This window comes from Vibrio cholerae, assembly GCF_008369605.1.
Classification (GTDB): domain Bacteria; phylum Pseudomonadota; class Gammaproteobacteria; order Enterobacterales; family Vibrionaceae; genus Vibrio; species Vibrio cholerae.
Map to the genome: position 1 here is coordinate 2,575,901 of NZ_CP043554.1, position 26,338 is coordinate 2,602,238.

General features: G+C 46.3%; 21 protein-coding genes and 1 pseudogene. 4 read left to right on the plus strand and 18 right to left on the minus strand.

Annotated features, from left to right (window positions below; genetic code table 11):
• Positions 1–519: 519 nt before the first annotated feature.
• From F0316_RS11975 to dusA, 8 genes are all read right to left on the minus strand, one after another.
• Positions 520–1,281 carry a phosphoadenylyl-sulfate reductase gene (locus F0316_RS11975; RefSeq protein ID WP_001133785.1) on the minus strand — a complete coding sequence of 254 codons (762 nt, stop codon included), beginning with the start codon at positions 1,279–1,281 and terminating at the stop codon, positions 520–522.
• Positions 1,274–3,007 carry an assimilatory sulfite reductase (NADPH) hemoprotein subunit gene (gene cysI, locus F0316_RS11980; protein WP_114709430.1) on the minus strand — a complete coding sequence of 578 codons (1,734 nt, stop codon included), beginning with the start codon at positions 3,005–3,007 and terminating at the stop codon, positions 1,274–1,276. Before cysI ends, F0316_RS11975 begins: the two co-directional genes overlap by 8 nt.
• Positions 3,007–4,830: an assimilatory sulfite reductase (NADPH) flavoprotein subunit gene (locus tag F0316_RS11985; RefSeq protein WP_000103469.1), complete on the minus strand. Its 1,824-nt coding sequence runs from the start codon at positions 4,828–4,830 to the stop codon at positions 3,007–3,009. The genes cysI and F0316_RS11985 overlap by 1 nt, the downstream gene beginning before the upstream one ends.
• A 106-nt stretch (positions 4,831–4,936) precedes the next feature.
• Positions 4,937–5,167 (minus strand): hypothetical protein, encoded by a 231-nt coding sequence (locus F0316_RS11990; protein ID WP_000154955.1) that lies wholly within the window; start codon positions 5,165–5,167, stop codon positions 4,937–4,939.
• Positions 5,164–5,322 (minus strand): hypothetical protein, encoded by a 159-nt coding sequence (locus F0316_RS11995; protein WP_001918194.1) that lies wholly within the window; start codon positions 5,320–5,322, stop codon positions 5,164–5,166. The genes F0316_RS11990 and F0316_RS11995 overlap by 4 nt, the downstream gene beginning before the upstream one ends.
• Positions 5,288–5,953, minus strand: a complete 666-nt coding sequence (locus F0316_RS12000; RefSeq protein ID WP_001082167.1) for a TIGR04219 family outer membrane beta-barrel protein — start codon at positions 5,951–5,953, stop codon at positions 5,288–5,290. The genes F0316_RS11995 and F0316_RS12000 overlap by 35 nt, the downstream gene beginning before the upstream one ends.
• 88 nt (positions 5,954–6,041) lie before the next feature.
• Positions 6,042–6,254: an envelope stress response protein PspG gene (gene pspG, locus F0316_RS12005; protein WP_000971084.1), complete on the minus strand. Its 213-nt coding sequence runs from the start codon at positions 6,252–6,254 to the stop codon at positions 6,042–6,044.
• A 159-nt stretch (positions 6,255–6,413) separates the two neighbouring features.
• Positions 6,414–7,397 carry a tRNA dihydrouridine(20/20a) synthase DusA gene (gene dusA, locus F0316_RS12010; RefSeq protein ID WP_001884460.1) on the minus strand — a complete coding sequence of 328 codons (984 nt, stop codon included), beginning with the start codon at positions 7,395–7,397 and terminating at the stop codon, positions 6,414–6,416.
• 356 nt (positions 7,398–7,753) lie between these two features.
• Between dusA and zur the strand changes: the two genes are divergently transcribed.
• On the plus strand, positions 7,754–8,218 hold the full coding sequence (zur, locus tag F0316_RS12015) for a zinc uptake transcriptional repressor Zur (protein WP_000245564.1): 465 nt from the start codon (positions 7,754–7,756) through the stop codon (positions 8,216–8,218).
• Positions 8,219–8,227: 9 nt separating this feature from the next.
• On the plus strand, positions 8,228–8,689 hold the full coding sequence (locus F0316_RS12020; RefSeq protein WP_001200951.1) for a chemotaxis protein CheX: 462 nt from the start codon (positions 8,228–8,230) through the stop codon (positions 8,687–8,689).
• A gap of 116 nt (positions 8,690–8,805) precedes the next feature.
• On the opposite strand, the gene F0316_RS12025 is transcribed toward F0316_RS12020, so the two are convergent.
• The gene (locus tag F0316_RS12025) at positions 8,806–9,987 is read right to left on the minus strand and encodes an MBL fold metallo-hydrolase (RefSeq protein ID WP_000004745.1); all 1,182 of its coding nucleotides are present in this window, start codon (positions 9,985–9,987) and stop codon (positions 8,806–8,808) included.
• A gap of 202 nt (positions 9,988–10,189) precedes the next feature.
• Positions 10,190–11,842 carry a glucose-6-phosphate isomerase gene (pgi, locus tag F0316_RS12030; protein ID WP_000916642.1) on the minus strand — a complete coding sequence of 551 codons (1,653 nt, stop codon included), beginning with the start codon at positions 11,840–11,842 and terminating at the stop codon, positions 10,190–10,192.
• 284 nt (positions 11,843–12,126) lie between these two features.
• Between pgi and F0316_RS12035 the strand changes: the two are divergent.
• Positions 12,127–12,384, plus strand: a pseudogene (locus F0316_RS12035) (secondary thiamine-phosphate synthase enzyme YjbQ); the annotation flags it as partial.
• Between the two features lie 301 nt (positions 12,385–12,685).
• Here the strand turns inward: F0316_RS12035 and F0316_RS12040 are convergent.
• Positions 12,686–13,093, minus strand: coding sequence for an HNH endonuclease (locus F0316_RS12040; RefSeq protein ID WP_057567653.1), 408 nt, complete (start codon positions 13,091–13,093; stop codon positions 12,686–12,688).
• A gap of 115 nt (positions 13,094–13,208) precedes the next feature.
• On the opposite strand from F0316_RS12040, the gene F0316_RS12045 reads away from it, so the two are divergent.
• Entirely contained in the window at positions 13,209–13,421 is a 213-nt protein-coding gene (locus F0316_RS12045) for a helix-turn-helix domain-containing protein (RefSeq protein ID WP_000654747.1), read from the plus strand.
• A 44-nt stretch (positions 13,422–13,465) separates the two neighbouring features.
• Here the strand turns inward: F0316_RS12045 and F0316_RS12050 are convergent, their stop codons facing one another.
• The 7 genes from F0316_RS12050 to F0316_RS12085 form a co-directional block, all read right to left on the minus strand.
• Positions 13,466–14,215 carry a M48 family metallopeptidase gene (locus F0316_RS12050; RefSeq protein ID WP_149560505.1) on the minus strand — a complete coding sequence of 250 codons (750 nt, stop codon included), beginning with the start codon at positions 14,213–14,215 and terminating at the stop codon, positions 13,466–13,468.
• A 14-nt stretch (positions 14,216–14,229) separates the two neighbouring features.
• A complete protein-coding gene (locus F0316_RS12055; protein WP_149560506.1) occupies positions 14,230–17,511 on the minus strand; it encodes a type I restriction endonuclease subunit R in 3,282 nt (1,093 codons plus the stop codon).
• A gap of 43 nt (positions 17,512–17,554) precedes the next feature.
• Positions 17,555–20,494, minus strand: a complete 2,940-nt coding sequence (locus F0316_RS12060) for a reverse transcriptase domain-containing protein (protein ID WP_149560507.1) — start codon at positions 20,492–20,494, stop codon at positions 17,555–17,557.
• 227 nt (positions 20,495–20,721) lie between these two features.
• Complete coding sequence (locus tag F0316_RS12070) at positions 20,722–22,461, minus strand: ATP-binding protein (RefSeq protein WP_140080426.1); 1,740 nt, start codon at positions 22,459–22,461, stop codon at positions 20,722–20,724.
• A gap of 1 nt (position 22,462) precedes the next feature.
• Positions 22,463–23,548 carry an SIR2 family protein gene (locus F0316_RS12075; RefSeq protein ID WP_172626024.1) on the minus strand — a complete coding sequence of 362 codons (1,086 nt, stop codon included), beginning with the start codon at positions 23,546–23,548 and terminating at the stop codon, positions 22,463–22,465.
• 10 nt (positions 23,549–23,558) lie between these two features.
• Positions 23,559–24,776 (minus strand): restriction endonuclease subunit S, encoded by a 1,218-nt coding sequence (locus F0316_RS12080; RefSeq protein ID WP_149560508.1) that lies wholly within the window; start codon positions 24,774–24,776, stop codon positions 23,559–23,561.
• Entirely contained in the window at positions 24,766–26,310 is a 1,545-nt protein-coding gene (locus F0316_RS12085; RefSeq protein WP_149560509.1) for a type I restriction-modification system subunit M, read from the minus strand. The genes F0316_RS12080 and F0316_RS12085 overlap by 11 nt, the downstream gene beginning before the upstream one ends.
• Positions 26,311–26,338: the final 28 nt, after the last annotated feature.

Here is a 26,338-nt window from a genome sequence, read left to right on the forward strand (position 1 = left end):
ACTGATTACATTCTTTGCTTAATAAAAAGCGAAGTAATGTTGAATTGACTGTGCTGAATGATTGCTCATTCAAATGGTCACTCAGTTCATTGATAAATCTTTTTTGATTATCATCAACGAGTGCCCACACAGATTGATTGGTTTACATTGTTAAAGAGCGTTCTTCTTGGCGGTCTGCTTCAGAAGAGGCGGCCATTTTAGCGAGAATCGATTTTGTGTCAAACACTTTTTTCAATTTTCTTTTCTGGCCTGTTGAGGCATCGATTTGGCTGTGAGCCCTTGCTGCGTCAACGAGGGCGCATTATAGAGATCCGCTTCACACTGGCAAGTGTTTTTTGAGAAAATTTATAGAAATAGCGCTTAACCGCTGCATTTGCGCGCAATGGCTTATTTATCCAACTTTACTCAGACCTTGATGATAACTTATCCACAGAGTTATTCATTTGTAGGCTGAGATAAAGCAAGAGGCTACATCACGGCAGCCTCTCTTTATTATGTGTAAATAGAAAATGAACGCGTTTATTGATGTGTATCGTTATTATCTTCGTGTAACCCACACTCACGCTTTAAACCAAAGAAGCGAGTTTGCTCTTCACTCATCCCCGGTTGCCATTTCTGAGTGGTGTGTGTATCACCTACCGAAAGATAACCTTGTTCCCAAAGTGGGTGGTAAGGCAGATCATTATCCTTGAGATAATAGTGCACCTCTTTATTGGTCCAATCGATCACAGGCAGGAATTTAAACACGCCATTTTGTACCGATAAAATCGGTAAGCTTGCTCGTGATTGTGACTGCTCACGTCGTAAGCCCGAGAACCAAGTGCCAATGTTGAGTTCATCCAACGCTCTACGCATCGGTTCTACTTTATTGATCTGGTTGTAGCGTTCGATTCCCTCAACACCTTGCTCCCATAGCTTTCCATAGCGAGCTTCTTGCCAAGCCGCTGATACAGGCGCTGAGTAAACTTTTAGGTTCAGATTGAGGCGCTCAGTCAGCTCATCAATAAACTGATAGGTTTCGGGGAACAGATAGCCGGTATCGGTGAGTACAACGGGAATATCACTTTTCACTGAAGTTAATAAATGAAGCATCACTGCGGCTTGGATACCAAAGCTCGATGACAGTGCATGATTGCCTTGCAGATTTTCTAGAGCCCATACGACGCGCTCTTGCGCGCTGAGGGATTCCAGATGTTGATTGACTTCCGTTAGGCGCAGCGTTTGCTGCACCTTATTTAGCGTTAGTAACTCTTCTAGTGTTGGAACGGTACGATTAGGCATAGAAATCCCTCTTCGAGATGATTACCTCTTCGATAATGCCTGCACGAATAGTGAAATCACCAAATCCTTCACCGTCCAGACGCTCGCTAGCCCAACGTCCCACCAACTCATCAATTTCTTGAAGGATTTGCGTATCGGTAATGTTTTCTTTATACATCTTAGGAATGCGCGTTCCATTTCGATTGCCGCCTAAATGGAGGTTGTAGCGACCCGGTGCTTTACCGACTAGGCCAATCTCAGCCAACATGGCTCGACCGCACCCATTCGGGCAGCCCGTCACACGCAAAATGATGTTCTCTTCTTTTGGTAACGCATGTTTTGCCAAAATACCTTCCACTTCTGTGACAAAAGAAGGGAGAAAACGCTCGGCTTCCGCCATCGCCAATGGACAAGTTGGGAAGGCGACACACGCCATAGAATTGATGCGCTGCTCACTCACACCATCATCAATCAAGCCATGTTCACGTGCGAGCTGCTCAATGTGCTGTTTCTGATCCGCTGGCACACCAGCCACAATCAAGTTTTGGTTAGCCGTCATCCGGAAATCGCCTTGATGCACCTTAGCAATTTCAGCGACACCCGTTTTCAGTGGCTTACCCGGAAAATCCAATAAGCGGCCATTTTCAATAAACAGGGTTAAATGATGTTTGCCATCGATGCCTTCAACCCAACCAATCCGATCGCCACGGCTGGTAAACTCATAAGCTCGGCTTGGTGCAAACGCAATTCCCGCGCGTTTTTCAACTTCGGCTTTGAATACCTCAACCCCGACACGATCTAAGGTGTACTTGGTTTTGGCATTTTTACGGTTAGAACGGTTACCCCAATCGCGTTGCGTGCTCACGACTGCAGCCGCCACCTCCAAGGTTTTTTCCAGAGGAATAAAACCAAAGTCATCGGCACGACGCGGATAGGTGGAAGTATCGCCGTGCGTCATCGCAAGGCCCCCACCCACCAACACGTTAAAACCGACCAACTGGCCATTTTCACCAATCGCGACAAAGTTCAAATCATTGGCGTGCACATCCACATCATTGTGTGGCGGGATCACAACGGTCGTTTTGAACTTACGCGGCAAATAGTTTGAACCTAAAATGGGCTCTTCATCGGGTCCTTCGATCTTTTCGCCATCCAACCAAATCTCGGCATAAGCGCGTGTTTTCGGTAGTAGGTGTTCACTGATCTTTTTTGCCCACTCGTAGGCTTGCAGATGCAGTTCAGATTCCACGGGGTTAGAGGTGCACAATACGTTACGGTTCACATCCCCTGCGGTCGCAATCGAATCGATACCAATGCTGTTTAAGGTTTGATGCATCAGTTTGATATTCGGCTTAAGCACACCGTGAAACTGAAACGTTTGTCGTGTGGTTAAACGGATACTGCCGTACAGAGTATGTTCAGTTGCAAACTTATCGATCGCGAGCCACTGGTGAGGAGTGATGATCCCTCCCGGCATACGCGCACGGAGCATGACATTATGCAAAGGCTCAAGCTTCTGCTTGCTACGCTCAGCACGGATATCACGATCATCTTGCTGATACATGCCATGAAAGCGGATGAGCTGGAAGTTATCCGCGGTAAAGCCGCCGGTAATGCGATCTTGCAGATCTTGCTCGATCGTCCCACGTAGAAAATGACTCTCGCGCTTTAGGCGTTCATTATCCGACCATGGGCCGAGCACTTCGCCAAGCACCTCTTGTACTGATGGGTTTTGATTTGCGCTCATTAGTAGACATCCCTTTGATAACGTTTTGCTTTACGCAGTTCACTCACATACTCTTCAGCTTGCTCACGATTCAAGCCACCTTGTTGCTCGACAACAGTAATTAATGCTTGGTGCACATCCTTCGCCATGCGTGATGCATCACCACATACGTAGAAGTAAGCGCCTTCTTGTAACCATTGCCATACCAACTCTGCTTGTTCTAAAAGGCGATGCTGCACATATACCTTTTCGTGCTGGTCGCGACTAAAAGCCACATCTAAGCGATTTAACACACCAGACTTCAGGTACTTTTGCCACTCGACTTGGTAGAGGAAATCTTGGGTAAAAGTGCGGTCACCAAACAACAGCCAGTTTTTTCCTGCTGCACCACGGTTTTCGCGCTCTTGGATGAAGCTACGGAAAGGGGCAATTCCGGTTCCTGGGCCAACCATGATCAGCGGCGCATTATCATCACTCGGCAATTTGAAGTTGTTATTGTGTTCGACGAAGACTTTAACCGGAGCGCCCTCTTCTAATTGATGAGCTAAGAAGCTGGATGCACCACCCAAGCGTTGCTCTCCCTCATACTCATACTCGACCACCCCAACCGTCAGATGCACCTCTTCCCCCACCTCGCTTTGACTAGAGGCAATCGAATAAAGACGCGGCGTTAAACGACGGAGAAGTGATAACAGTTGAATCGCGGAAAGGGTGACTTTTTCTTCGCGCAACACATCAATCACTTGCGTACGCGTCGCGTATTCACGCAGTGCCTCTTTATCTTGGGCTAAAGAGGTGAGCTTTTCGCTTTGTGCAAGCTCAGCAAATTGCGCCACCAACTGCGGATTAGCTGCAGTAATTTCATAATGATGAGTCAGTGCCGAATGCAGAGAAAGCGTTTCGCCATCCACTTGTACTTCTTCATGACCAGAAAGTCCTACGCTATCGAGTAGGGCATTAACCAGCTGTGGACGGTTTTCATACCACACACCTAATGCATCACCCGGTTGGTATGTGATGCCAGAATCGGCCAAATCAATTTCGATGTGGCGTACATCTTTGCCTGAATCACGGCCAGTAATTTTTTGGCTCGTCGATAAGCTCGCCGTGTAAGGTTGCTCTTTACTGTAGTGACTCTCAGCTGTCTGGCTCACTGCGAAAGTAGCCACGCTCGTCACTGCCGCGGCTCCTGTCAGCTCATCTTTCAAAATAGACAGGACTTGCTTGCGCCACTCGGTCGCTGCAGCCTGATAATCGACATCCGCATCTAAGCGCTCAACCAGACGTTGCGCCCCAAGGTTTTCTAAAAACTGATCAAAGTCTTTGCCGGTTTGGCAGAAAAACTGATAACTGGAATCCCCCAATCCTAAGACGCCATATTTAAGATTAGGCAGCTTGGGGGCTTTTTTGGATTTGAGAAACTCATGCAGTGCCAGTGCATTATCCGGCGCTTCACCTTCACCATTGGTTGAGGCGACAAAAATTACATGGGTTTCTTTGGCTAAGTCTTTGCCTTTGTAATCGCTCGCGTCAAATAACTGGGCCTGAATACCTGCAGCTTGCGCTTCTTTCAATAACGCCTGAGCAACGCCTTTCGCATTTCCCGTTTGCGAAGCGAAAATGATCGTCAGCTTACCCGAAGCAGCAGACGCAGTCTGCCCAGCGGAAATGTGTGGAACGCTCAATGCATTGGATTGACTCAATCCCCAGAAATAACCACTGACCCAAGCTAATTGCTGAGCATTCAGTTGGGTTACGGTTTGTTGGAGTTGATTGAGCTGTGCATCATTTAACGGACTAGCGAGTGCCGCTAGCGCCGGGGGTAAAGTGTTTCCTGTAGACATCGTCACGACTTCCCTATTCATTGCATGACGATAGATTAATCACTCTTTTTAATAACAAGAAAGAATAGATGTGAATGTTTTATAACTTTTTGACTTAACCATCTCGCTACTGGTTTTCAATCCGAACTTGACGAAACCCAACCGCCATGGCGGATTGCGAAGCGCTATCGAGATCGATATAACGACACTCTTCGCCATTTTCATCGGTGAGCAGCACGAATCCCCCCATTTGATGGCGAAATTCGACAATCCATTCCCCTTCTTGAAAGGAGGGCTCAATAATGGCCTCAACGAGCTGCTGGGTTTGATATAGCTCTCTTAACTCCGGAATCGTCATTTTGCTTTCCATCCTTGGCTTATTGATAAAACTAAGCATGGTCCAAATAGTAAAAATGAGCCAACTTGTGGCTCATTTAAAACGTATTGGTTAGCAAAAAACTCAATAATGAGAAATTCATCAGAAGCTAAATTGAGCCCCCACAAACCAACCATCGGCAAAAACAAAAGATTGCTTTACATCGGTGGACTGCTTAGCCAGTTCAGTGAACTCAAGATCTACCACTCGATAGCCCGCTTTGAATGCGAGGTCTCCCGCTCGGATCGGCAGATGGTATTGCAAGCCAGCCATCACATCGGATGATTTCAGGTCACTATTGTTACCAAAATCAAACTGACCAATCACATCAAAAGGCGTATGAGGAATGGTAATTTCGGCGCTGGCATACCAGTTAAACGTGGTTTGATCAAAATCGTAGCGACGGGCATCTGGCGCACGGTAATCACTGTTCGCATATTGGGTTAGAGTGATACCCGCATCGAACTTCATCAATTCGCGATTGAGCAATGGATAATAAAAGGTGTAATCGATCTTATCGAACGAAGCGAAATCCGCTTCTAAATTGGTATAACGCAAGCCCACATTCGGCAGGTAAGGAAAACCGTGCTCAAACGTAAAATAAAGGTTAGGCGCGTTCGCATCATCACGACGAGTATTATCAATTTTCGTGCTCGCTAACCACATCTCAGCGCCCACTGACGCAGTATAAAATGATTCAGCGGCAGAGGCCGATAAAGGCATGACCATCAGTGCGGTGACCAGCGCCGCCGATGCAGTTCGGTTCATGAACTATGCTCCGTTCGATTTCAATTCAATATTTTTGAGGCGATGATGGTAACACAAACCTATTCTCGATATAGGGTTTTGTCATCTCCTAACGTGCAGCCTTCGCTTTATCGCGCATCAGCCAAACCACCACCAATACCACCAGTAACCAAGGCAGTAACTTTAATACTATGCCCAACATGCCAAACAGCGCCATGATCAAAAAAGCCAACGCCATCGCACCGAATACACTCATTAAAGTGATGCCAGTGACCAATAGTGTAGCGGCAAAGACAAAAATAAAGATTAATTCAAACATCATCAGCACTCCTCTGCGTCATTCATTGTGAATTTGCAGTTTTCACGCCAACTTTACAAAGAAGCCAACCATTTGATTAAGATAGAAAAAATAAGCCAAGCGACGTCATCTCACTTGGCTTATCAAAAAACAGTAAGCATTTTCGCTAATGTTTGGTGTTTTTTACACACCTAACTCTTGGTAAGGGATCTTAGCCAACGCCTGTTCAACCACTTCCAATCCCGCTCCAGGCTTGTGCGCATTCTCACTGATATGGCGTCGCCATTGGCGTGCACCCGGCATATTTTGGAACAGTCCTAACATATGGCGAGTCATATGACCAAGATGGGTGCCTTGTGAAAGTTCACGCTCAATATAAGGCATCATTTCATGGATGACTTGTGAGCGCTTTTTCACAGGCGTTTCTAAGCCAAAAATCTGCTGATCCACTTCAGCCAGTAAATACGGATTTTGATACGCTTCTCGACCGATCATCACACCATCAAGATGTTGCAGATGCAGTTTCGCTTCTTCCAAGCTCTTCACCCCACCGTTAACTGCAATGGTTAAGTGCGGAAAATCACGTTTGATCTGGTACGCTCGTGGGTAATCCAGTGGGGGAATTTCACGGTTTTCTTTCGGGCTCAGACCACTTAACCAAGCTTTACGTGCATGGATAGTAAATTGCTCACAGCCACCTTTTTCCGCAACCGTGGCGATAAACTGAGTTAAAAACTCGTACGAATCTTGATCATCAATACCGATACGTGTTTTGACCGTCACCGGAATGTCGACAACCGCACGCATGGCGGCGACGCACTCCGCCACCAAGTCCGGCTCGCCCATCAGACAAGCGCCAAAGCGGCCATTCTGCACCCTATCGGATGGACAGCCGACGTTGAGGTTAATTTCATCATAGCCTCGCTCTTGAGCCAGCTTGGCACAATGCGCTAAATCCTTCGGATTGGAACCACCAAACTGTAGCGCTACAGGATGCTCTTCTTGGTTGTACGCCAGAAAATCGCCACGACCATGGATGATCGCGCCAGTCGTCACCATTTCGGTGTACAGCAGAGTCTGCGCAGAGAGCAGACGGTGGAAATAACGGCAGTGGCGGTCGGTCCAATCAAGCATTGGAGCAACTGAGAGTCTGCATGAGTGAGTCATAGGTGAACGTCCCCATTTCAGTCAAAAACAACCACCGCACGGTGGCGAAAAATCGAAGTCCGGCATTTTAATCGCAACTTAGCGTGAGCGCCATGCCTTGTTCAGTAAATCGCTTTTACAGTAAATGGGCCCAACCAGCAGGTTTCGTGAGCCAAATAAGCTTGATCTTAGTCGGCTTGCCACGATTTCCTTACCACAACTAATAAGCTTAACAGTATCGTTTTTGAGCAAGATAAGGTAATTTACGTCTATTCAACAGGATGAGTTGACCTCGCATCTACTTTCATGTGGATTTTATTTTGTCGGTCAACGATATTCATCTCGACATAGTATATTATTACTAAAGTCCAACAGTGATGGTGATGGTTTTGGACAACAAGCTAACCAAGCAAATTGAAGAAATATGTGCAGCAAGAGGGGTTCGCCTCACATCACAGCGTAAAACTGTGTTTGAGCTGATCTGTGCCAGTAAACGCTCATCAAGTGCGTATGAACTGCTGGAAGATCTGAAAAAAAGTGAACCGCAAGCTAAACCTCCAACTGTATATCGAGCACTGGATTTTTTGCTAGAACAAGGCTTTATTCACCGAGTAGAGTCGACTAACAGCTTTATCTCTTGCTGTTCATGTAACGCTCATAAGCACTTCTCACATCTGTTGATTTGTGACCAGTGCGGTAACGTGATTGAATCTCGGGATGATAGTCTGGTAGCCTTGCTAGCAAGTAACGCGGAGAAACACGGTTTTACGATAAGCAACCATGTCATCGAATCACATGGGGTTTGTCAGACCTGTCTCTCGAAAGAGAAGAAGCAACAATAGAAGAAGGTTATGCGCGCTGAATTTGTAAACCCGTTTTTAGCGTCTTTGATGAACGTGTTGAAAACCATGGCTTCCCTTGAGTTGAAGCCACAAAAACCACGGATTAAAAAAGACGAAATCGCTCGCGGCGATGTTTCTGGTCTGATCGGCATGATTGGCCCAACGACGCGCGGTTCTATGTCGATCACTTTTGACGAGAGCCTTGCTTTGGAAATCATGCAAAATATGCTGGGTGAGCGTCCGAATGGTTTAAATGAAGAAGTGACTGATATGGTCGGCGAGATCACCAATATGGTCACAGGTGGAGCGAAGCGAATTTTGGCAGAAAGCGGCTTTGATTTTGATATGGCGACCCCCGTTGTCGTCTCCGGCCGAGGACACACAATTCGTCATAAGTGTGAAGGGGCAATCATACTGATGCCGTTTTCTTCTCCTTGGGGCAATGCGTTTATCGAAATCTGTTTCGAGTAATTCAGCGCTCACGTTGGCAGCCACTGTTAGTTCATCGCTCTCAATGATCTTGATTAAACCGGACATATTTGTCCGGTTTTGTTTTCTCTGCTATCCCCGAGCACTGGGGGTGACATTTACACCACCATCAGCAGCAATAATAAAGAACACGCTAAGCCCATTTGCCAATATCGAGCACCACTCATGGGCTCATCAGTTTCTAAACCTTGCCACCAAGCGTGGCTTGCACTGTGGTTTGCCATGGTTAGGCTTTCTCCTGCCATAGGGGTTAGCAAAGTGATCGACTGCTCTTGGCAATGCTTAACCAGATCGGCAATCGGCTCATCCCATTGGTGGGTAAACAACTCGTAAGTCGCCCAGTGAATCGGCAGCAGTTTTTTGGCTTGTAAGTCCCAAAAAGCTTGAACTGTGTGTTTCGCCTGCATGTGTCCCCAATTTTCAACGGGATAACCTTGGTGCTGCTTAACATCGGCGGCCACTTCTAGACAAGCCAAATCAATCGGCCCACAGCGCTCAGCAATCTTTGCAAAATGTGTATCATAGGCACTATCACCACTGAAATAGAGTGTTTCTTGATGGCCTTTTATGACCCATGAACACCACAAGGTCGCATTATGATCGAGATAATAACGTCCTGAATTGTGATTAGCTGGAGTACAGATAAACTCGACGCCTTCTCGTTTTATCTGCTCCCACCAATCGAATTCGATAATTCGTTCAGGGGAGACTCCCCAGCGAATCAAATGCTGCCCGACACCCAGCGGAACATAGAAGGTGACCGAATGCGCGGCATAATAGACAACACTGGCCTGCTCTAAATGATCATAGTGATCGTGAGAGATCACAATCACATCCGGCAGTGGTAACTGCTCCCGCACACCACTATTAGGCAGGTTTCTGGCAAACCACGCTTTCGCAATCCAAGGCGAAGCGTAATCAAACACCGGATCGGTCAATACTCGTAGCCCATCGACTTCAATAAACAAACTAGAGTGTCCAAGCCAAGTGACTCGAAGTGCCTGGCTGCGTGTTTGCAACGCTTGCAGGTTGAGAGGTGCTACGGGCAACTGAGCATTAGGCTTGAGCTGAGCTCTCCCCCCAAAGTAACTCCAAGCTGTCTGCCACCATGATGGTGTAGCGGTAATATGAGGCATAGCGTTGATCACTTTGCCCTGTCGAAATTGAGGTGAGTGGGAGATCCGGCGCTCTAACTGCGAGCGATAGTGTTGAACATGGTGGTGAGCAAACACCTTGCGTTGACGTGCTTGTGTTTTAGTCTGAATGGCCGTTTCTGACATACCAGCATAAGCCCTATCACTCTGACAGTGCGTTTAGTTAAACCCTGCTGCATGTCTGTTTTATGACCAAATCGGTAGGAAAAATGAACTTTCAATGGCAATACAAAAAAGGAACTTCGCCACGTACAGAGAAACTCAAAGACAAGAAAAAGGCCTTACTGCACAGGTAAGGCCTTGTCTATCAATTGTTTATTCGGCGTAATTAGGCACGAAACGCTTTAAAGGCGTTGATCAAACCGTTGGTCGAGCTGTCATGTGACGTCACGGCTGCGCTATCCGCTAACTCAGGCAGGATTTGGTTCGCCAGTTGCTTACCCAGTTCCACGCCCCATTGATCGAAACTGAAGATGTTCCAAATCACACCTTGCACGAAGATTTTGTGTTCGTACATCGCAATCAAGTTACCCAGCGTGCGTGGCGTAATCTGCTTAACCAGAATCGAGTTGGTTGGGCGGTTACCTTCAAACACTTTGAACGGCACTAACGCTGCAATTTCTGCCGCCGATTTACCCGCTTTTTCCAGTTCCGCTTGCACGGTTTGCGCAGATTTTCCGAAGGCTAAGGCTTCGGTTTGCGCGAAGAAGTTAGACATCAGCTTTTGGTGATGATCGCCAACCAAATTATGACTCACCGCTGGCGCGATAAAATCACATGGGATCAGCTTAGTGCCTTGGTGGATAAGCTGATAGAAAGCGTGCTGGCCGTTCGTACCGGGTTCACCCCAAATGATTGGGCCCGTTTGGTAAGTCACTGGGTTACCATCGCGGTCAACATACTTACCGTTCGATTCCATGTTGCCTTGTTGGAAGTAAGCGGCAAAACGGTGCAGATACTGATCATAAGGCAGGATCGCTTCAGATTCAGCACCATGGAAGTTGTTATACCAAATGCCAATCAGCGCAAGAATGACCGGAATATTACTTTCAAACGGCGTGTTCACGAAATGCTGATCCATTTCATGCGCCCCCGCTAGCAGCTCGACAAAGTTGTCGTAACCGATAGACAGAATGATAGAAAGACCAATCGCTGACCACAGTGAGTAACGACCGCCTACCCAATCCCAGAATTCAAACATGTTGTCGGTGTCGATACCAAACTCAGCCACCGCTTTACCATTGGTTGATAGCGCCGCAAAGTGCTTAGCAACATGTGCTTCATCTCCTGCCGCTTTCAAGAACCAATCACGCGCCGTGTGGGCGTTGGTCATGGTTTCCTGGGTAGTGAAAGTTTTGGAAGCCACTAAGAAGAGGGTGGTTTCAGGATCGACGTTTTTCAGTGTCTCCGCCATGTGTGTACCATCGACGTTTGACACAAAGTGCATGGTCAAATGGTTCTTATAAGGCACCAGAGCTTCTGTGACCATGTAAGGACCGAGATCGGAGCCACCAATGCCGATATTAACGACATCAGTAATCGCCTTGCCGGTGAAACCTTTCCACTCACCGCCAATCACACGCTCAGAGAAGGCTTTCATTTTCGCCAACACAGCGTTTACTGCAGGCATTACATCCTCACCGTTCACCAACACAGGTGAATTGCTACGATTACGCAGCGCAGTGTGCAGTACCGCACGATCTTCCGTTTGGTTGATCGCTTCACCTTTAAACATCGCGGTGATGGCAGATTGCAGATCCGTTTCTTTAGCCAACGCAAACAAGTGTTGCATCGTTTCCGCATTCACTAGGTTTTTCGAATAATCGACCAGAATGTCCTGACCAAAGCGCGCAGAGTATTTGGCAAAACGCTCGCTGTCTTGCGCAAAAAGTGCTTTGAGGTCCATATCCTGAGCAGATTCAAAATGCGCGGTCAGCGCTTTCCAAGCTTGGGTTTGCGTTGGATTGATATTTTTCAACATGGCATCTATCCCGATGTTACTGTGGTTTTATTCCAATACGCTAAAGGCGGAGCTTTAACGTTGGAATCCCCGATTTAAGCAAAAAGAATAGGTTAAAAATGAGTATTCCGCGCCGGAATCACATGTAATTAATTTTCAGTGCATCATTATGAGCGAACTCATTGACACCCACTTTGCGATAGGTCACGTAAACACCGACCGTCACTCATTTTTGTCTGGTAATTTCTGTCGCTCACCTTACCCTTAAACCTTCACTTTGCCAATACACTTAAGGAGCGGGCTTTATGTGGCATCAGCACACCATCCAGTTACGCCCACGAGCACGTGGTTTTCATCTGATCACTGATGAAATTGAACAACAATTGCCGCAAATCAAAAGACTAAATGTCGGTTTATTACATTTATTTGTACAGCATACTTCGGCAAGTCTCACCATCAATGAGAATGCCGATCCGACGGTGCGCCAAGATATGGAAGCCCATTTTAACCACGCTGCTCCTGAAGGGGCGCCTTATTATCAGCACATTGATGAGGGCGATGATGTACGGGTTATATAGACACGGATTATCGTACCGGGTTATGTGGTGACTATATAGACATCAGGTTTCTTAGTTAATAAACTTTCTTGCAGAACTATAAGTATGATGTTTGCTCTGATCTGCTCTTTACTGGCAAACATCTAGTTCTTTAAAGCCTGAACTTACCCGATATGGCGACAGGATGAGAAACAGCTAAATATTCCTGCTGATAAAGAGTGAACAACAGCGGTGTAAACCTTGTAATGCAACACTATGTTATCTTCTCTTGATTTGACAAAGTCCACTCAAGCATCTAGGCAAACGGTTATTCTTTTTTAAAACGGAGTTCATCAAGTTCCTCCGGTACTTCCAAGATTACATTTTCATCGGCTGTTATTAAGCCACCATCTTTATAGCCGTAGATTGGCTCATTAAAACTTGAATTTAGTATGTTCTGTCGCTGCTTCTCGATTTCTTTAAGGGAAAGTGCCATATCCTTTGGACAAGGTGACCGTCCCCACCAGTTCAAAAGCAGTTCTATTTTATGCTTTGGTGGTAAGTCTTGCAGAATGCTATTCATGAGTGTGCAGCATGCAACTTGGTTGGTAAATCCTTGGTAATCCCCCATTGAGCTTGGAATGATGTGTTCAATAGATGCATCACGCTCAAGAAGCGGCTTTCTACAGTAAAAGCAAAAGCCACCTTGCCGGTGAATCAAAGTGTTTAGCTTCATGTTGTTATCCAAGTGTATTGAAATCGTAATATCAGATTAATGCAAAATGAGCGATATATCCCGTGGTGATATAGACTGCATTTGGTGATAGTTCTGTCTTTTAGGCAGAGCAATTATGAAAGATCCGCGCTTGGTCGCTTTTGGTGAAAAAGTTCGTCAAACGAGAAAAGAGAAAGGTTTATCTCAGGAAGCGTTGGCTGATCTTGCAGGGATCGACCGTAGTTATATGGGACACATTGAACGAGGAGATCAGAACATTACCCTCACCAAGATCTATCAGATATCTGAAGCTTTGAGGGTGTCAGTTTCCGATTTGATTTCTGGTTAGCTGTTGCGTAGTCGTGCATTTATTTGCTCCTATGAATTCAGTAATCAATTTGCGATAACAGTAGCCATCCCATCCAACCGCTCTTTCGTCTTTTCCCACCTTGGCATTACCTGACCCAATAACCGATAGAACCGCTCGCTGTGGTTATGTTCGGCGATGTGGCAAAGCTCATGCAAAATCACATAATCAATGCACTCACGAGGCGCTTTAACCAGGTGTGGGTTCAGGGTGATGCGGCCATTGGGTGAACAACTGCCCCATTGGGTTTGCATGGTCAGTATGCGCAGAGGTGGTCGTTCCTCTACCCAAAGGGCTTGTTCCAGCATCGCATCGAGGCGCTTGGCGAAGGTTTCCTTAGCCCGCACTTTGTACCAATCTGTAAGTAACTCTTTAACCTTGTCAGCGGATTTTGTTCTTACAGAAACTTCCAACTTGCCACGTAGTAGTTTCACGCCTTGAGCCTGCTCCGGCGCTTCAATCACTTTCAGCAGGTACTGTTTCCCTAGGTAGTAATGACTCTCGCCACTGATGAATTGCCGAGGAGTGGTGAATTCAAGCTGCTTGCGGAAATCTCTCAGCTGTTCGTATATCCAACGTCCACGCTTTTTAACAGCAGATAATACGGCTTCGCTCTCAGCCCCCTCAGGAGCCGATGCGATTACTCGACAATCGGGATGAACCTTAATTAACACCTTGCCAGTGGCTTGCGGGCGCTTAACTCGCTCAAACGTAATCTGCTCGTCACCGTAGCGGAAACTCATGGTCTGACTTTGAGGTTTAATCGGCACATTCATCTGGTTAGTTCCGTTCAAGCACCGTTCAACCCGACCCGAGTGATCTGAACAATCATCTCAACAATCTTCTTGGCCTGATCCATTCCGCCCCCAATCGCTTTGCACTCCTGGAACATGCGCGGTAGTAGCTTTTTACGAATATCGGCTTCGATGTTCTGTGGATTGATGGAGTTTTCCGCGACAGAGCTTTCTACCGCCTGGTCAATTTCAAAGGCAACTTTTACCCACTTATCCTGAACCTGGTTGTCGAGCACAGCTAGAGCTTCAGGCAGCACTTTCTTGAACACACCAAAGTAAGCCTGAGCATGGCGATTCCCAGCAAAGGCATCGGGTATGTCGTTCAAGCGTCTGTCTTGAACTTGCTCTTCAAATTCACGGAACAGCATGTACTGTTTCAGTGGGTGGTCGAATAGCTTTTCGGCCTCTTCAATGGCTTGTCGCAGCAGTTTTGAGAACGCTTCCTGAGCGTAAGGGTCATCCCGTAGCTCTTGTTCAATCATGCGGGTTACGCGGGTTTTGATGATGTCGGTTTCGTTGCGGGTTTTATCTTCGCTCCAGTCTTCAGGCTGTTGCTTTTGCCCCATCTTACCCACTTCATACACGCCACCAGGCTCTTTAACCTCGACACCCACCACATGCTTATCCAGCAGCTTTTTCACTTGTTCGGCGTATTCGTCGTAGTCAATCCTCTCACCGGCATCTTGCTGAACCAGTTGGCGCAGGCTGGAAAATTGCTTCACTGTTTCTTTGTAGTGACGACGATCCTGGTCGCTAAAGCTCTTGTCTTCAAAGAAGGTAGCCGATTGCAGCGCTACCTTCAAGCAGCTGGCGAAGGCCGTCAGGGCTTCGTAGAAGTCCTCTCGCACTTTCAGGTGCACGTCAACGAGCTCGCCGCCACGCTCTTCAATCTTTGGTACCAGTACCTGACGCAATTGCTCAATGTCGCTCTTGTTTTTCACGCCATCGAATATGGCCCATAGCTGCTTATACAACTGTGGCAGGCGCTTATACTCGGTACTCATCTGATTGTACAGGCCAGCAATATCGTTAATGTCGTAACCGCCCTGAGTACGGGAGGCCAGATCCTGATATTTTTGGATGGTGGTATCCAGTTCCGCCAGAATGCCGCGATAGTCGATGAGCAGACCAAATTTCTTTTTCGGGTGCAGGCGGTTTACCCGTGCAATCGCCTGGATCAGGTTGTGCTCTTTTAGGGGTTTGTCGATATATAAGACAGCGTTTTTAGGTTCATCAAAGCCGGTAAGCAGCTTATCAACCACGATGAGTATCTTCAGAGAATCATCTTTGTCGAAGCGCTCAATCAGATGCTTGGTGTAAGCCTGTTCATCTTGACTACCCACGTTGTCTTTCCACCACTGGGTCACTTCCGGTGTGGTGGCCTCATCGACAGCAGTGTTACCTTCACGGCTATCAGGCGGGCTCATCACCACGGCAGATTCAAACAAGCCTGCTTCGTCCAGATACTTTTTGTACTTGATAGCCGAGGCTTTGCTGTCGCAGGCTAACTGGCCTTTCAAACCTTCATCGATGTTCTTTACGAAATGGTTGGCAATATCCAGGGCAATCAAACGAATGCGGTCATCCGCACCGTATACTTGGCCTTTCTTGGCAAACTTGCGCTTTAGGTCGGCCTTTTGCTCGCCAGAAAGGCCTTCGGTAATCCGCTCAAACCAACTGTCGATGGCGCGTTCATTCACATCCAGGTCGGGAATACGCTCTTCGTACAACAGCGGTGTCACCGTCTGGTCTTCCACCGCGCGCTGCATGGTGTAAGCGTGCACAATGGGGCCAAACTTATTAGTGGTCTTGTCGTCTTTTAACAGTGGTGTGCCAGTGAAGGCGACAAAGGCAGCATTAGGCAGCGCCTGCTTCATACGGATGTGGTTTTCACCACCCTGGCTGCGGTGGCCTTCATCAATCAGCACAATGATGTCAGAGCTGTTGTTCACACACTCCGGCATTTTGGTAGCGGTATTAAACTTCTGGATGAGCGAGAAGATAATTCGCTCCGTGCCTTTACCAATCTGTTCGGCCAGGCGTTTGCCCGAGGTTGCCATCGCCGCTTCTTTGTCTTTCTTCCCGGCCAGCTCGCCGCCAGATGCAAAGGTTTTGCTCATCTGGGTTTCCAGATCTACTCGGTCAGTCACCACCACAATACGGCATTGCTTCAGGCTTTCGTGTAGGATCAGCGCCTTACTTAGAAACACCATAGTAAATGACTTACCCGACCCCGTGGTATGCCAGATCACGCCGCCTTCACGGCCCCCGGTGACGCTGCGGGTATTGATGCGTTCAATCAGTCGCTTGATACCAAACACCTGCTGATAACGGGCGACGATTTTGCCAGCCTTTTTATCGAACAAGGTGAAATAACGGGTCATCTCCAGCAACCGGGCAGGGCTTAATAGACTGATCAGTAATTGATCCTGACCAGTCACAGCAAGCTCCCCCGCGGCGGTCAGGCTCTGGTACCAATCCAGGTCTTTTGCCGGACGGTGGCTGAATAGGCCTGCTAACTGTTCATCTTTGAGTCTTTTGTTTTTGATGGCGTACATCTCAGCATCAGAGATGTCTTCTTCACGCCAGGCGGCCCAGAACTTAGCGGGTGTGCCACAGGTACCATAGCGGCCTTCGTTGCCGTTTATGGATAACAACATTTGGCTATAGGAGAACAGTAACGGGATTTCGTCATGGCGCTGGTTACGCAGGCTTTGCGAAATGCCTTCGTCAATGGTGGGGCCCTTTTTCGTATTGCCATCTGGGCGTTTCGCCTCAATTACAACCAGAGGAATACCGTTCACAAAGCAGACAATATCCGGTCTGCGGTTTTCCACGCCGCCCGAGCGGGTAACGGTAAACTCTTCGGTGAATACAAAGCTGTTATTGGCTGGGTTTTGCCAATCAATTAGCGCAACGGTCGGGCTGGCCTTTTTGCCATCCACAAACTCAGTGACGGAGATACCATACAGCAGGTGGTTGTACAGGCGTTCGTTAGCCGTTAACAATCCTTCGTTAAGCGCCGGGCTGCACACCTCTGCGATCAGGTTGTCGATAGCCTTTTCAGAGAGCGGGTAGCTTTTACCGGCAAAGATGAAAGTGCGCTTTTGAAGCTCACTTCGCAACACCTGGCGTAAAACCACTTCATCGGCCTTACCACCACGGGCAGCTAACGCGAGTTCAGGAGAGAGGAACGACCACCCGAGGTTGGTCAATAACGTCAGAGCCGGTAACTTGGCACTGTATTCTTCCTGAAATTTGGGTGTGTATTGTGTCATTCGTTATCTCTCTTCAACCCCTGATACCCGAGGTGCAGTAAGTTCATCGACTGAGTACCGAATCGCTGTCATAACCTGGGGGGAGATGTTTAAAATAATCTTTTGAGCCTGGCTTTGATTTGTATTGAAAATCCCTAAGCCCCCTAATGTCGAGTTTCGTAGTCAGTACACAAGGGTTGTCGCCACCTTTGACATAAAGCATTGTTTTACTCTCGGTTTTGGTTGGTCTCAATACGCAAGACCCCCCATATTGCGAGGTATTTGCTTGAACTGTGTAGCAATGCAGATCCCGGACAGCGGACTCCAGAATATGTTGATAGTAATTTGTGTCTTTATTCCAAACACATGCAAATAGAAGATCTATTTGTGATTTGAATAAAACTCTGTGGGTGATGTCTGATAGTTCGAAGCAGTTGTATGTCGCAAATGACAAACCACGCCACGATACTTTGTGGTAATAGGCATTTTGCTTGAGTACAAGATTGCCAGGCTTAAGCCGTACTGCTTCTAAAAGCTCTAGTTCGGCAGGAGCATAATGATTTTTTACGCGAGCTGTCATTACACAGGACTTGTACTTGCCAGACACTCTAAATGGCAGCGCTTCTATGATCAAATTATATGCGACGTCATTCGATACCCAGTGTTCAAGTCCGAAAACAAGACCAATTTGATGTCTACGTGAAAATGACACCATAAATGGAAGCCAACTTACAGGTATGGCCACTTCAGGCATCACCAATAGATCCGCTTTCTCATAAAGAGCCGAATTTAGGATGCTATAAAGGTCCTCCTGACGTTTAAAGCTAAGGTTTGGCTGTCGATCTCGACGGACAGCACTACTGATATCCTCTTCATTTACTCTAAGATTTGCGATTGCCAAGTTAATCTGGTCTTTAGACTCCTTGTCAGAAACCGATAGGCTGGATTTAACAATTCCAGCGGTGTCTGCATCTTCAGATGTAAAATCAACAGGAAATTCGTGCCCAAAGAATCGATTCTTATAGGCATATATAGTTTCTGTTAACCAGCCATTCAAATCATTCTCGGTGGCGAGATGTTTTCCCAAATGAAAGAGCTGCCATTCGTCGAAGTGTATAAAACGGGGCGAATGAGTAAGTTTGTTCTCATCTAAAGAAACATTCTCATTGCTTGTGAAATCATTCTCTAAAGTTAGATCAGATTCTTGACTAGAGTAGTTAGCCAGTGGCCAAGCGACGAGATGGTGGCGAATTAAGTTTGAGCATCTTAACTGCCATGCAAAATGATGGATATCAGATGCATATGTAATCAATTCATTTAACTCTGATTTATGCTTATGAAATGCACTGGTATGAGGAATAGATGGCCAGAAGAAACCAGAAAGGTTCTTTATATCCAACAGCCCGGTGGTAATTGCCAACGCAATCTGGTTGTATAAATGAAGGTCTTCATTTAGCTTCTTAGTAAACCGATCGGAAGGCTTCCTAGAGTTTGGCATAATGCCAATAATCTTGTTTATTTCGGCTTCAACATACTGATAAAAGAAAGAAGCAAATCCGTAATTTCTGGTAATTACCGAGTATTGGTAGAGTTTTTCCCATAAACGGAAAAATTGAAGTGCGTTCTGTCCCTTAAAGAACTGCTTCAGTTGTGGAAGAACCACATCTCTATTGTTTAGTTTGCAAAGTCGATGAGCCGTTATATGGCTGGATAGATACTTTGCTAGTTCTGTCTCATTTTCAGCTAGTCCAACAATACTGCGTAACTTATTGGCAGACCCATCGTAGAGTACATCGTATGCAAATCTGTCGAGTTCTTTGTCAATATGATCACTTGGCAAAAATTTGAATGCGCTGCTTCTTTCATCAAGCTCTTGCTTAAAGACCTCCAATCCGGCGCGGCTATGCTCCCTATCAAAGAACTGCAATATGAGCTTATCTTGCTGCATTGGCAACGTATTGTCAGCAACTGATATTACATATTCGGTATTATCGCCGATTGCTGTGAGCACAGAACTTAAATAATTATTTACAAATGATGGTATTGGGTTTTCTACATCAAACTTAGGACGTTTGAAGACCATTATAATGTCATCGACATAGCGACCATAATAGGCAGGCCTAACATCGTCACCAATAGAAAAATCAAATTCTGAAAGATACCAGTTGGCGATGATGGATGCTGACGCCATACCGATAGGCAAACACTTTTTATCTTTGCACTTAATATGAGTTTGCTTGATTCTAGGTGCGATAACTTGCTGGTAACGCGTGTAAATTGCTTCCAATGCAAGGTTAAGCTTTAACGCAAACTCTGTGAGTTGGGCATTGTTTGAATAGTGATTTTCAATTTCAGCTTCAATGTTTTCAAAATCTAAATCCACATGATAGAAGTATGATTTCAAGTCGAGCGATAAAAGTGCCACATCATCGCCATTCTTAGATACTTGAGTTGCAACCTCTAAGGCCTGATCGCGCCATTGGTTGTATTGGTCGATATACCGCCTGAAGACCTCTTGGCCGGAAAGGTCACTATCTTTTGAAAAGTTAAGAGCCGAGGAGTGCATCCGATTTCCATAGCTGTCCTTGCTCATGCCTTTCTCAAGAGCAGGGCCAACAAACAGACACCACAGCATTTCAATGATATGGATTTCTACCGGAGCATTGATGAAGTAGTTAACTTTGGAAACCTGATATTGCTCAGAATCACGGACATTACTAATGAATAATCCTGTATTCTGGCTTGGTTTGTCTTCGTTGCGCTCTACAAGCTTTGGTAGCAAGTGGTAGTTAATACTTTTCAGCCAATCCTTGAAATACTTTTGGTTACAAGGGTTTTCTTGATCAACGACCTCTATTATGGATTCAAACACCTCATCCAGTTCAGTGTGGCAGGTCTCGAACTCTGCCACTCGTTGTTTAAGAAACAGATTAAGGTTCTCATGGTATGCGTAGCTCTTAACGAAGAGGTACGCTTTTTTAATATGCTCAATATTTAATTCCATGAGAAACACTCCTTATTTTTCAGTTTGAACCTGAGTCTGTATGCATGGCAATAATAATTTTTATTCATTGCTTTTCGATGTAGTACAGGAGAGAGGAACGACCACCCGAGGTTGGTCAATAACGTCAGAGCCGGTAACTTGGCACTGTATTCTTCCTGAAATTTGGGTGTGTATTGTGTCATTTGTTATCTCTCTTCAACCCCTGATACCCGAGGTGCAGCTTCAGGTTATGGCTTTGTTCTGTTTTGTCTGCGCATGTTTTCTACAGCCAATGCAAAATCAGCATTGGTAACGTCTTCTTGCCAACGAGACCAGAAATCTATTGTTGCGCTCAATGGTTTTTCAGTAGGAGGATCAATTTTTATTCTACTCGGCAGCAGTACCGAGTCTCCTACAACCATGGCTTCGCCAACATCCATGATGGGTAATGCTTCTAAGAGGCTTTCTAGGCTTTCTGGTAGTAATTTTCGAACAGTTGCTTGGTCATCCGCGTTCGTTAAACGCAATGAAATGATGTTGTTACACTGGCTTAGAATGGTGGCACTTACATCTGAAGGCCGTTGGCTCACAATCATGAGTGCAACGCCATATTTTCGACCTTCTTTAGCTATTTTCTCAAATGCTTCGACCGCTCTGCGCTCAACTGGGTTGCCTTCTTTTCTTGGTAGATATAGGTGAGCCTCATCGCAGACAAAAGCAACTGGTCTGCGGCTATTCGGATCAGTCCAAAATTGAACCTGATAGATAATACGAGCAACTAGGCCAATGATGACTGGCAGTATGTCAGCAGGAACCTCTGAGAAGTCGATTACTTTAATGCTTTGCTTTTGATTGCCAAAACCCATCAATTTTTCAGCAATCATACTCAATGAATCGTATTGGTTGTATTTATCCGGACTATTAAATAGGAATCCGTAGCGACGATCATTCAAGCGGCTGGCCATGCGAACTAACAGTCTAGAAAATTCGCCATTGAATGGGCCGTTTTTGGGGCCTCGTGATCCTTCAACCTTCTCTTCGTTTAGATATTTAAGCTTTCCAATAACTTCATCTAAGGAGTATGGAATCGGACTGTCTAGAGTAAAAGACTGCAACAGATCGGTTCGACCATGCGCTTGTAAGAATGCTTTCTTTTGCTCTGTTATGGCATCTTGCACAACCACCACTTGGTTATGTGCACTGAACTCGCTGCGATCAACGAATAATGATTGAATCTCTTCTGAATTGAGCAACCAATACGGCAGAAAAAGCAGTGAGTCATCCTCTACGTCAACCTCATCCGGCCCTGGTACTCTTAGCTGCTTAGCATAAGAAAGTTCCTTGTATTCACCATGCAAGTCGAATACAACAAGGTTTGAAGACGGTAGCTGCGAGCTTCTTTCCAAAATAGAGGCAACCGTCCATGATTTACCAGAGCCGGTACTGCCAAGCAAAGCGGCATGCCGCTGGAAAAGTTTATTGCCATCAACATAAGCGCGGGCGTTTTCATTAAGCTTATAAGAGCCAAGTTCCAGCGAGTGCTCTCCATCGCCACACTCAGAGATCACTCGCATGAATTCTTCTAGGTGAGAGTCTTTAAGCACGTAGCAGGTTGAGTCGATTTCAGGGACGTGATCAAGCGATCGTGAAAACTTATATTTTTGAGCGATTGCATCCCAGCGGGCTGCACCCATCAGCGTGATCTTAACTGTATTGACTACACTATCTTCAAAAGCATCTATCTCGTCAGCATCATCTTCGTCTATTTCCAGCGTAACTGGCTGAGTGACTACCGCTTTGATGACTTTATCAATCATGCCAATCAGCCAACATTCAGTTGCACCGCTGAGTTGCACAGTTACAAGCTGCCCAACTCTGGCTTTACGCAGATCTTTATCACTGTTAACCAGAATGGTTACTTTTCGGGTGTCAACTTCACGGATGTTGCCAAGTGTATAGCTGTCATCATTGAAAGTAAAAAGTGCCATGTTACCCTCCTAAAAATTCGTTGGTAAAAGCGTCAAAACGCCATAATTCCTTGTCATCAATATGTAGCCAGTTTTTATACTTTGAGTTGTAGATCCTGCTTTTTTCTGAGTCAGCCTGTTTGCAGATGAGCCACATGTTCGGACATTTATCTAGCCACTCTTCAATTCTTAGGTTCGAATCCCGAGTGATCACCAAAGCACGGCATTGGTCTTGTTCAAGCTTTTGTCTAAATGCGTTGTTAACAAGCTGGGAATCGTTAAAGCCAAACCCCAAAAATAGGAAGCTAGTATGGTTTCCTACAGCGGTGTCATACTCAGCTAGCTGCGCTCTGTCCTTGTGTAATCGTTGATATTTGGCCGTACCTGGAGTGATCATGGCTCGTACAACGCCGTCAGGCTTGTTGAGTATCCAGCTGTTACATTCAATAAGCTGAGCTTCCCATTCAAATGTATTTAACGAACCATGTGGCTTGTGTAGTCGGATATGCTTGCACTCAACAATTCGTAATGGCGGCCTTGTCTTACCAAGAGCTTTCTGAATGGATTGAACAGACTTTTTTGCCTCAGCCCAGTCGTAACGCCGAAGGAAACCACCGTGAAACCCGGTAATGTAGGGGATTTTGTGTCGGACGAAGGCGTATTCAGCCAGCAAATCGTAATTTGGTGTAGCGACGTGAAGTTGTTTATCAGCCTGCGGCAAAGCTTCAACCAGCTTTTTCAATAGTGAGCCAGCAGGCCAATCGCATGAGCCTGACATGATTGAGTGAGCGTAAGCATTATCGTGGTGCGCAACAAAACTGGCAGTAAGTTCGACTATTCGATTGGTCAGAGCCTCATCTTTGATGAAGTCCATTGCAGATTCAAAATCATGACTACCAGCATCAAGAGCAGAGACCACTTGCTGCCATTGCTGTTCTTGTACTTCGCTCATTCCATGAGCAAGCTCGGCTCGAAGGTGGCGCTCAAGAGCTGGCATCCCAAAACTCAGATCAAGTGCACATGAAGTTCCTGTGCCAAATAATACAAACGGCTTGTCTGTAAAAAACTCAGCAATCGCTTGATATGCAACATCCTTTGTTAGCTCCACGTGCATCCCCTTAGCTCACCAAAACTCTTCGTTTACCCGTCAACAACTGCTGCATCAGGGCTTTTTTCTCTTGCTTTAGTGCGTCAAGCTTCAGTTGTAGCTTATTGATAGTTTCGCTTGATGCATGAAGAACATCGGCAATTTGCTCCTGCTCATCGAAACACGGTACTGGAACTTTGGTATTCATAAACTCAGCAGGTTTAATATTCAGAAGTCCGTTGTTTCTGACTCCCGTATTTACCAAGGCACCAAGTTGAGGTTTAAGGTAGTCAGCTTCAAAAAGGTACTTGAAATAGCGGTGGCTAAGCCCTTGATGAAGTTTGAAACATACGTACACGTGGGGTACCAACCCCGATTTATAACTATCAAGATCAAAAATGCAGCCAAACTCGTAAGTTTTTGAGTTTCCTTTGTTGTATGCAAATTCACCTTTTTTCAAAAGAATGTAGTTTTTAACACTCTCGCCTGCCATATATCTGCTGTAGCGTTCATCCTGTCTAACAAACCCAGATAAAGATGAAATAGTGAGAATAGGATGATCTTCACCATCGGATTTACGCTGGATTCTTTTGGAAATTTGACTAATGCTTTGGAATTTCCACTCCCCACTAAACCTAACCCCATTGTTATCAAGCAGGCGCTTTTGGCCAGTGAGCAGTTGTTGCATTAGGGCTTTTTTCTGCTGTTGGCTGTTGGCGAGCAATTGTTCAGTGGTGGTGATGGCCTTATCCCAAGTGGAAAGGATTTGGGCGATTTTCTTTTGTTCGGGAAGTGGGGCACAAAGAACCTTTACCTTCCTAAGTTCTTCTAATGAGATCTCTTTGAATGTACTTCCTTTGCTCAAGGCGTTAACACGATTCAAAATCTTCTCAGAAGCGAGTTGATAATAGTGAAATAGATTAGAGTGTTCGACTGAAACGGAAATCCGCGCTGTTCCCTGAGTTAAGTTAGCTTCGGGCAAACTGGCAGGAACAATCGCTGATTCTCCGATGTTTCCGCGTAGAGAAAATACAATATCACCTGGGTGAACAGATGAGCGTCTATATTTGAAGTGTATTTCCTGGCTAGTTCTTTGCAGCGCGTCAGGGTTAATAGTTCCTCTGACGTCAGAACTTTTGATGTAAGGTATGCCATCTGGCACATGGGGACCAGCTTGGACAATCCCATATGAGATTTTTTCTTTTACAATATCCGCTAACGGCTTTGTATTCCATCCATTAGGCACCATAACCCAACTCCTCAAGATACTTTGCCATCTCGATTTCCAGCTCAGTCAGTTGCGCTTTCAACTGCTCGCGCTCGGCTCGCACCGCCATCAGATCGATTTCTTCCTCTTCTTCAAAGGTATCGACATAGCGCGGGATGTTGAGGTTGTAGTCGTTCTCTTTGATCTCTTCGAGGCTGGCAACATAGGCGTATTTATCGACATCGTTTCCAGCGTGATAGGTAGCGACGATTTTGGCGATATTCTCTTCCGTCAGCAGGTTCTGATTTTTACCGGCTTTGAAGTCGCGGCTGGCGTCAATAAACATGACGTTATCGTCACTCTTATTTTTCTTAAATAGCAGGATTGCCGCTGGAATGCCGGTGCCGTAGAACAGCTTTTCTGGCAGGCCGATCACGGCATCGAGCAGGTTTTCGTCGATCAGTTGCTGTCGAATCTTGCCCTCAGACGAGCCACGGAATAACACGCCATGTGGCACTACAACGCCCATTCGGCCTGTTTTTGGTTTGAGTGTTTCGATCATGTGCAGGATAAAGGCGTAGTCACCTTTGGTTTTCGGCGGTACACCCCGACGGAAGCGGCTGAACTTGTCGTGTTCGGCTTCGTCGTGGCCCCATTTATCCAAGCTGAAAGGTGGGTTGGCGGTCACAATATCGAACAGCATCAGGTCGCCGTTTTTATCGAGCAGCTTGGGGTTACGAATGGTATCGCCCCATTCAATTTTGTGGTTATCTTCCCCATGCAGGAACATGTTCATTTTGGCCAGCGACCAGGTAGATCCGATGGCCTCTTGCCCATACAAGGCGTATTGCTTGCTGCCGTGGTTTGCTACCACTTTGCGGCCACACTTCATTAGTAGCGAGCCAGAACCACAGGCAGGGTCGCAGATGCTGTCGCCCGGTTGCGGGTCTAACAGTTCAGCGATCAGGTCACTGACTTCTGGCGGGGTATAAAATTCACCGGCTTTTTGGCCACCACTGGCGGCGAAGTTTTTGATTAAGTATTCGTAGGCGTTACCGATCACATCCAGGGTGCCGACACGGCTGGGTTTTAGGTTCAGCTCGGGTTTGGCAAAGTCTTCCAGCAGGTGACGCAGAATGGTGTTTTTTTGCTTTTCTTCACCCAGTTTGTCGGTGTTGAAGCTGATGTCTTGGAAAACACTTTTACCTGCGTCTTTCAGCTTGGTGCCGTTGGCTTCTTCAATGGCGTGCAGTGCTTGGTCAATGCGCTCACCATTACCGGGTTCATGACGGCGTTCGTAAAGGGCATAAAAGCTGGCTGCTTTGGGCAGTACAAAGCGCTCGTTTTTCATCATCTCTTCGATGAGTTCCGGCTCGTCGCCGTACTCGGCCTTATAGCCATCGTAGTGATCTTGCCATACATCGGAGATGTACTTGAGGAACAGCATGGTGAGGATGAAGTCTTTGTAAGTATCGGCGCTGATGGTGCCACGGAAGGTATCGCAGGCGTTCCACAGCGCTTTGTTGATGCTGTCTTGGTTAATTTTATCGTTACCGCTCATGGCTGTATCGTTCATCCATTACTTCCTTTTATGTGGGGCCAAT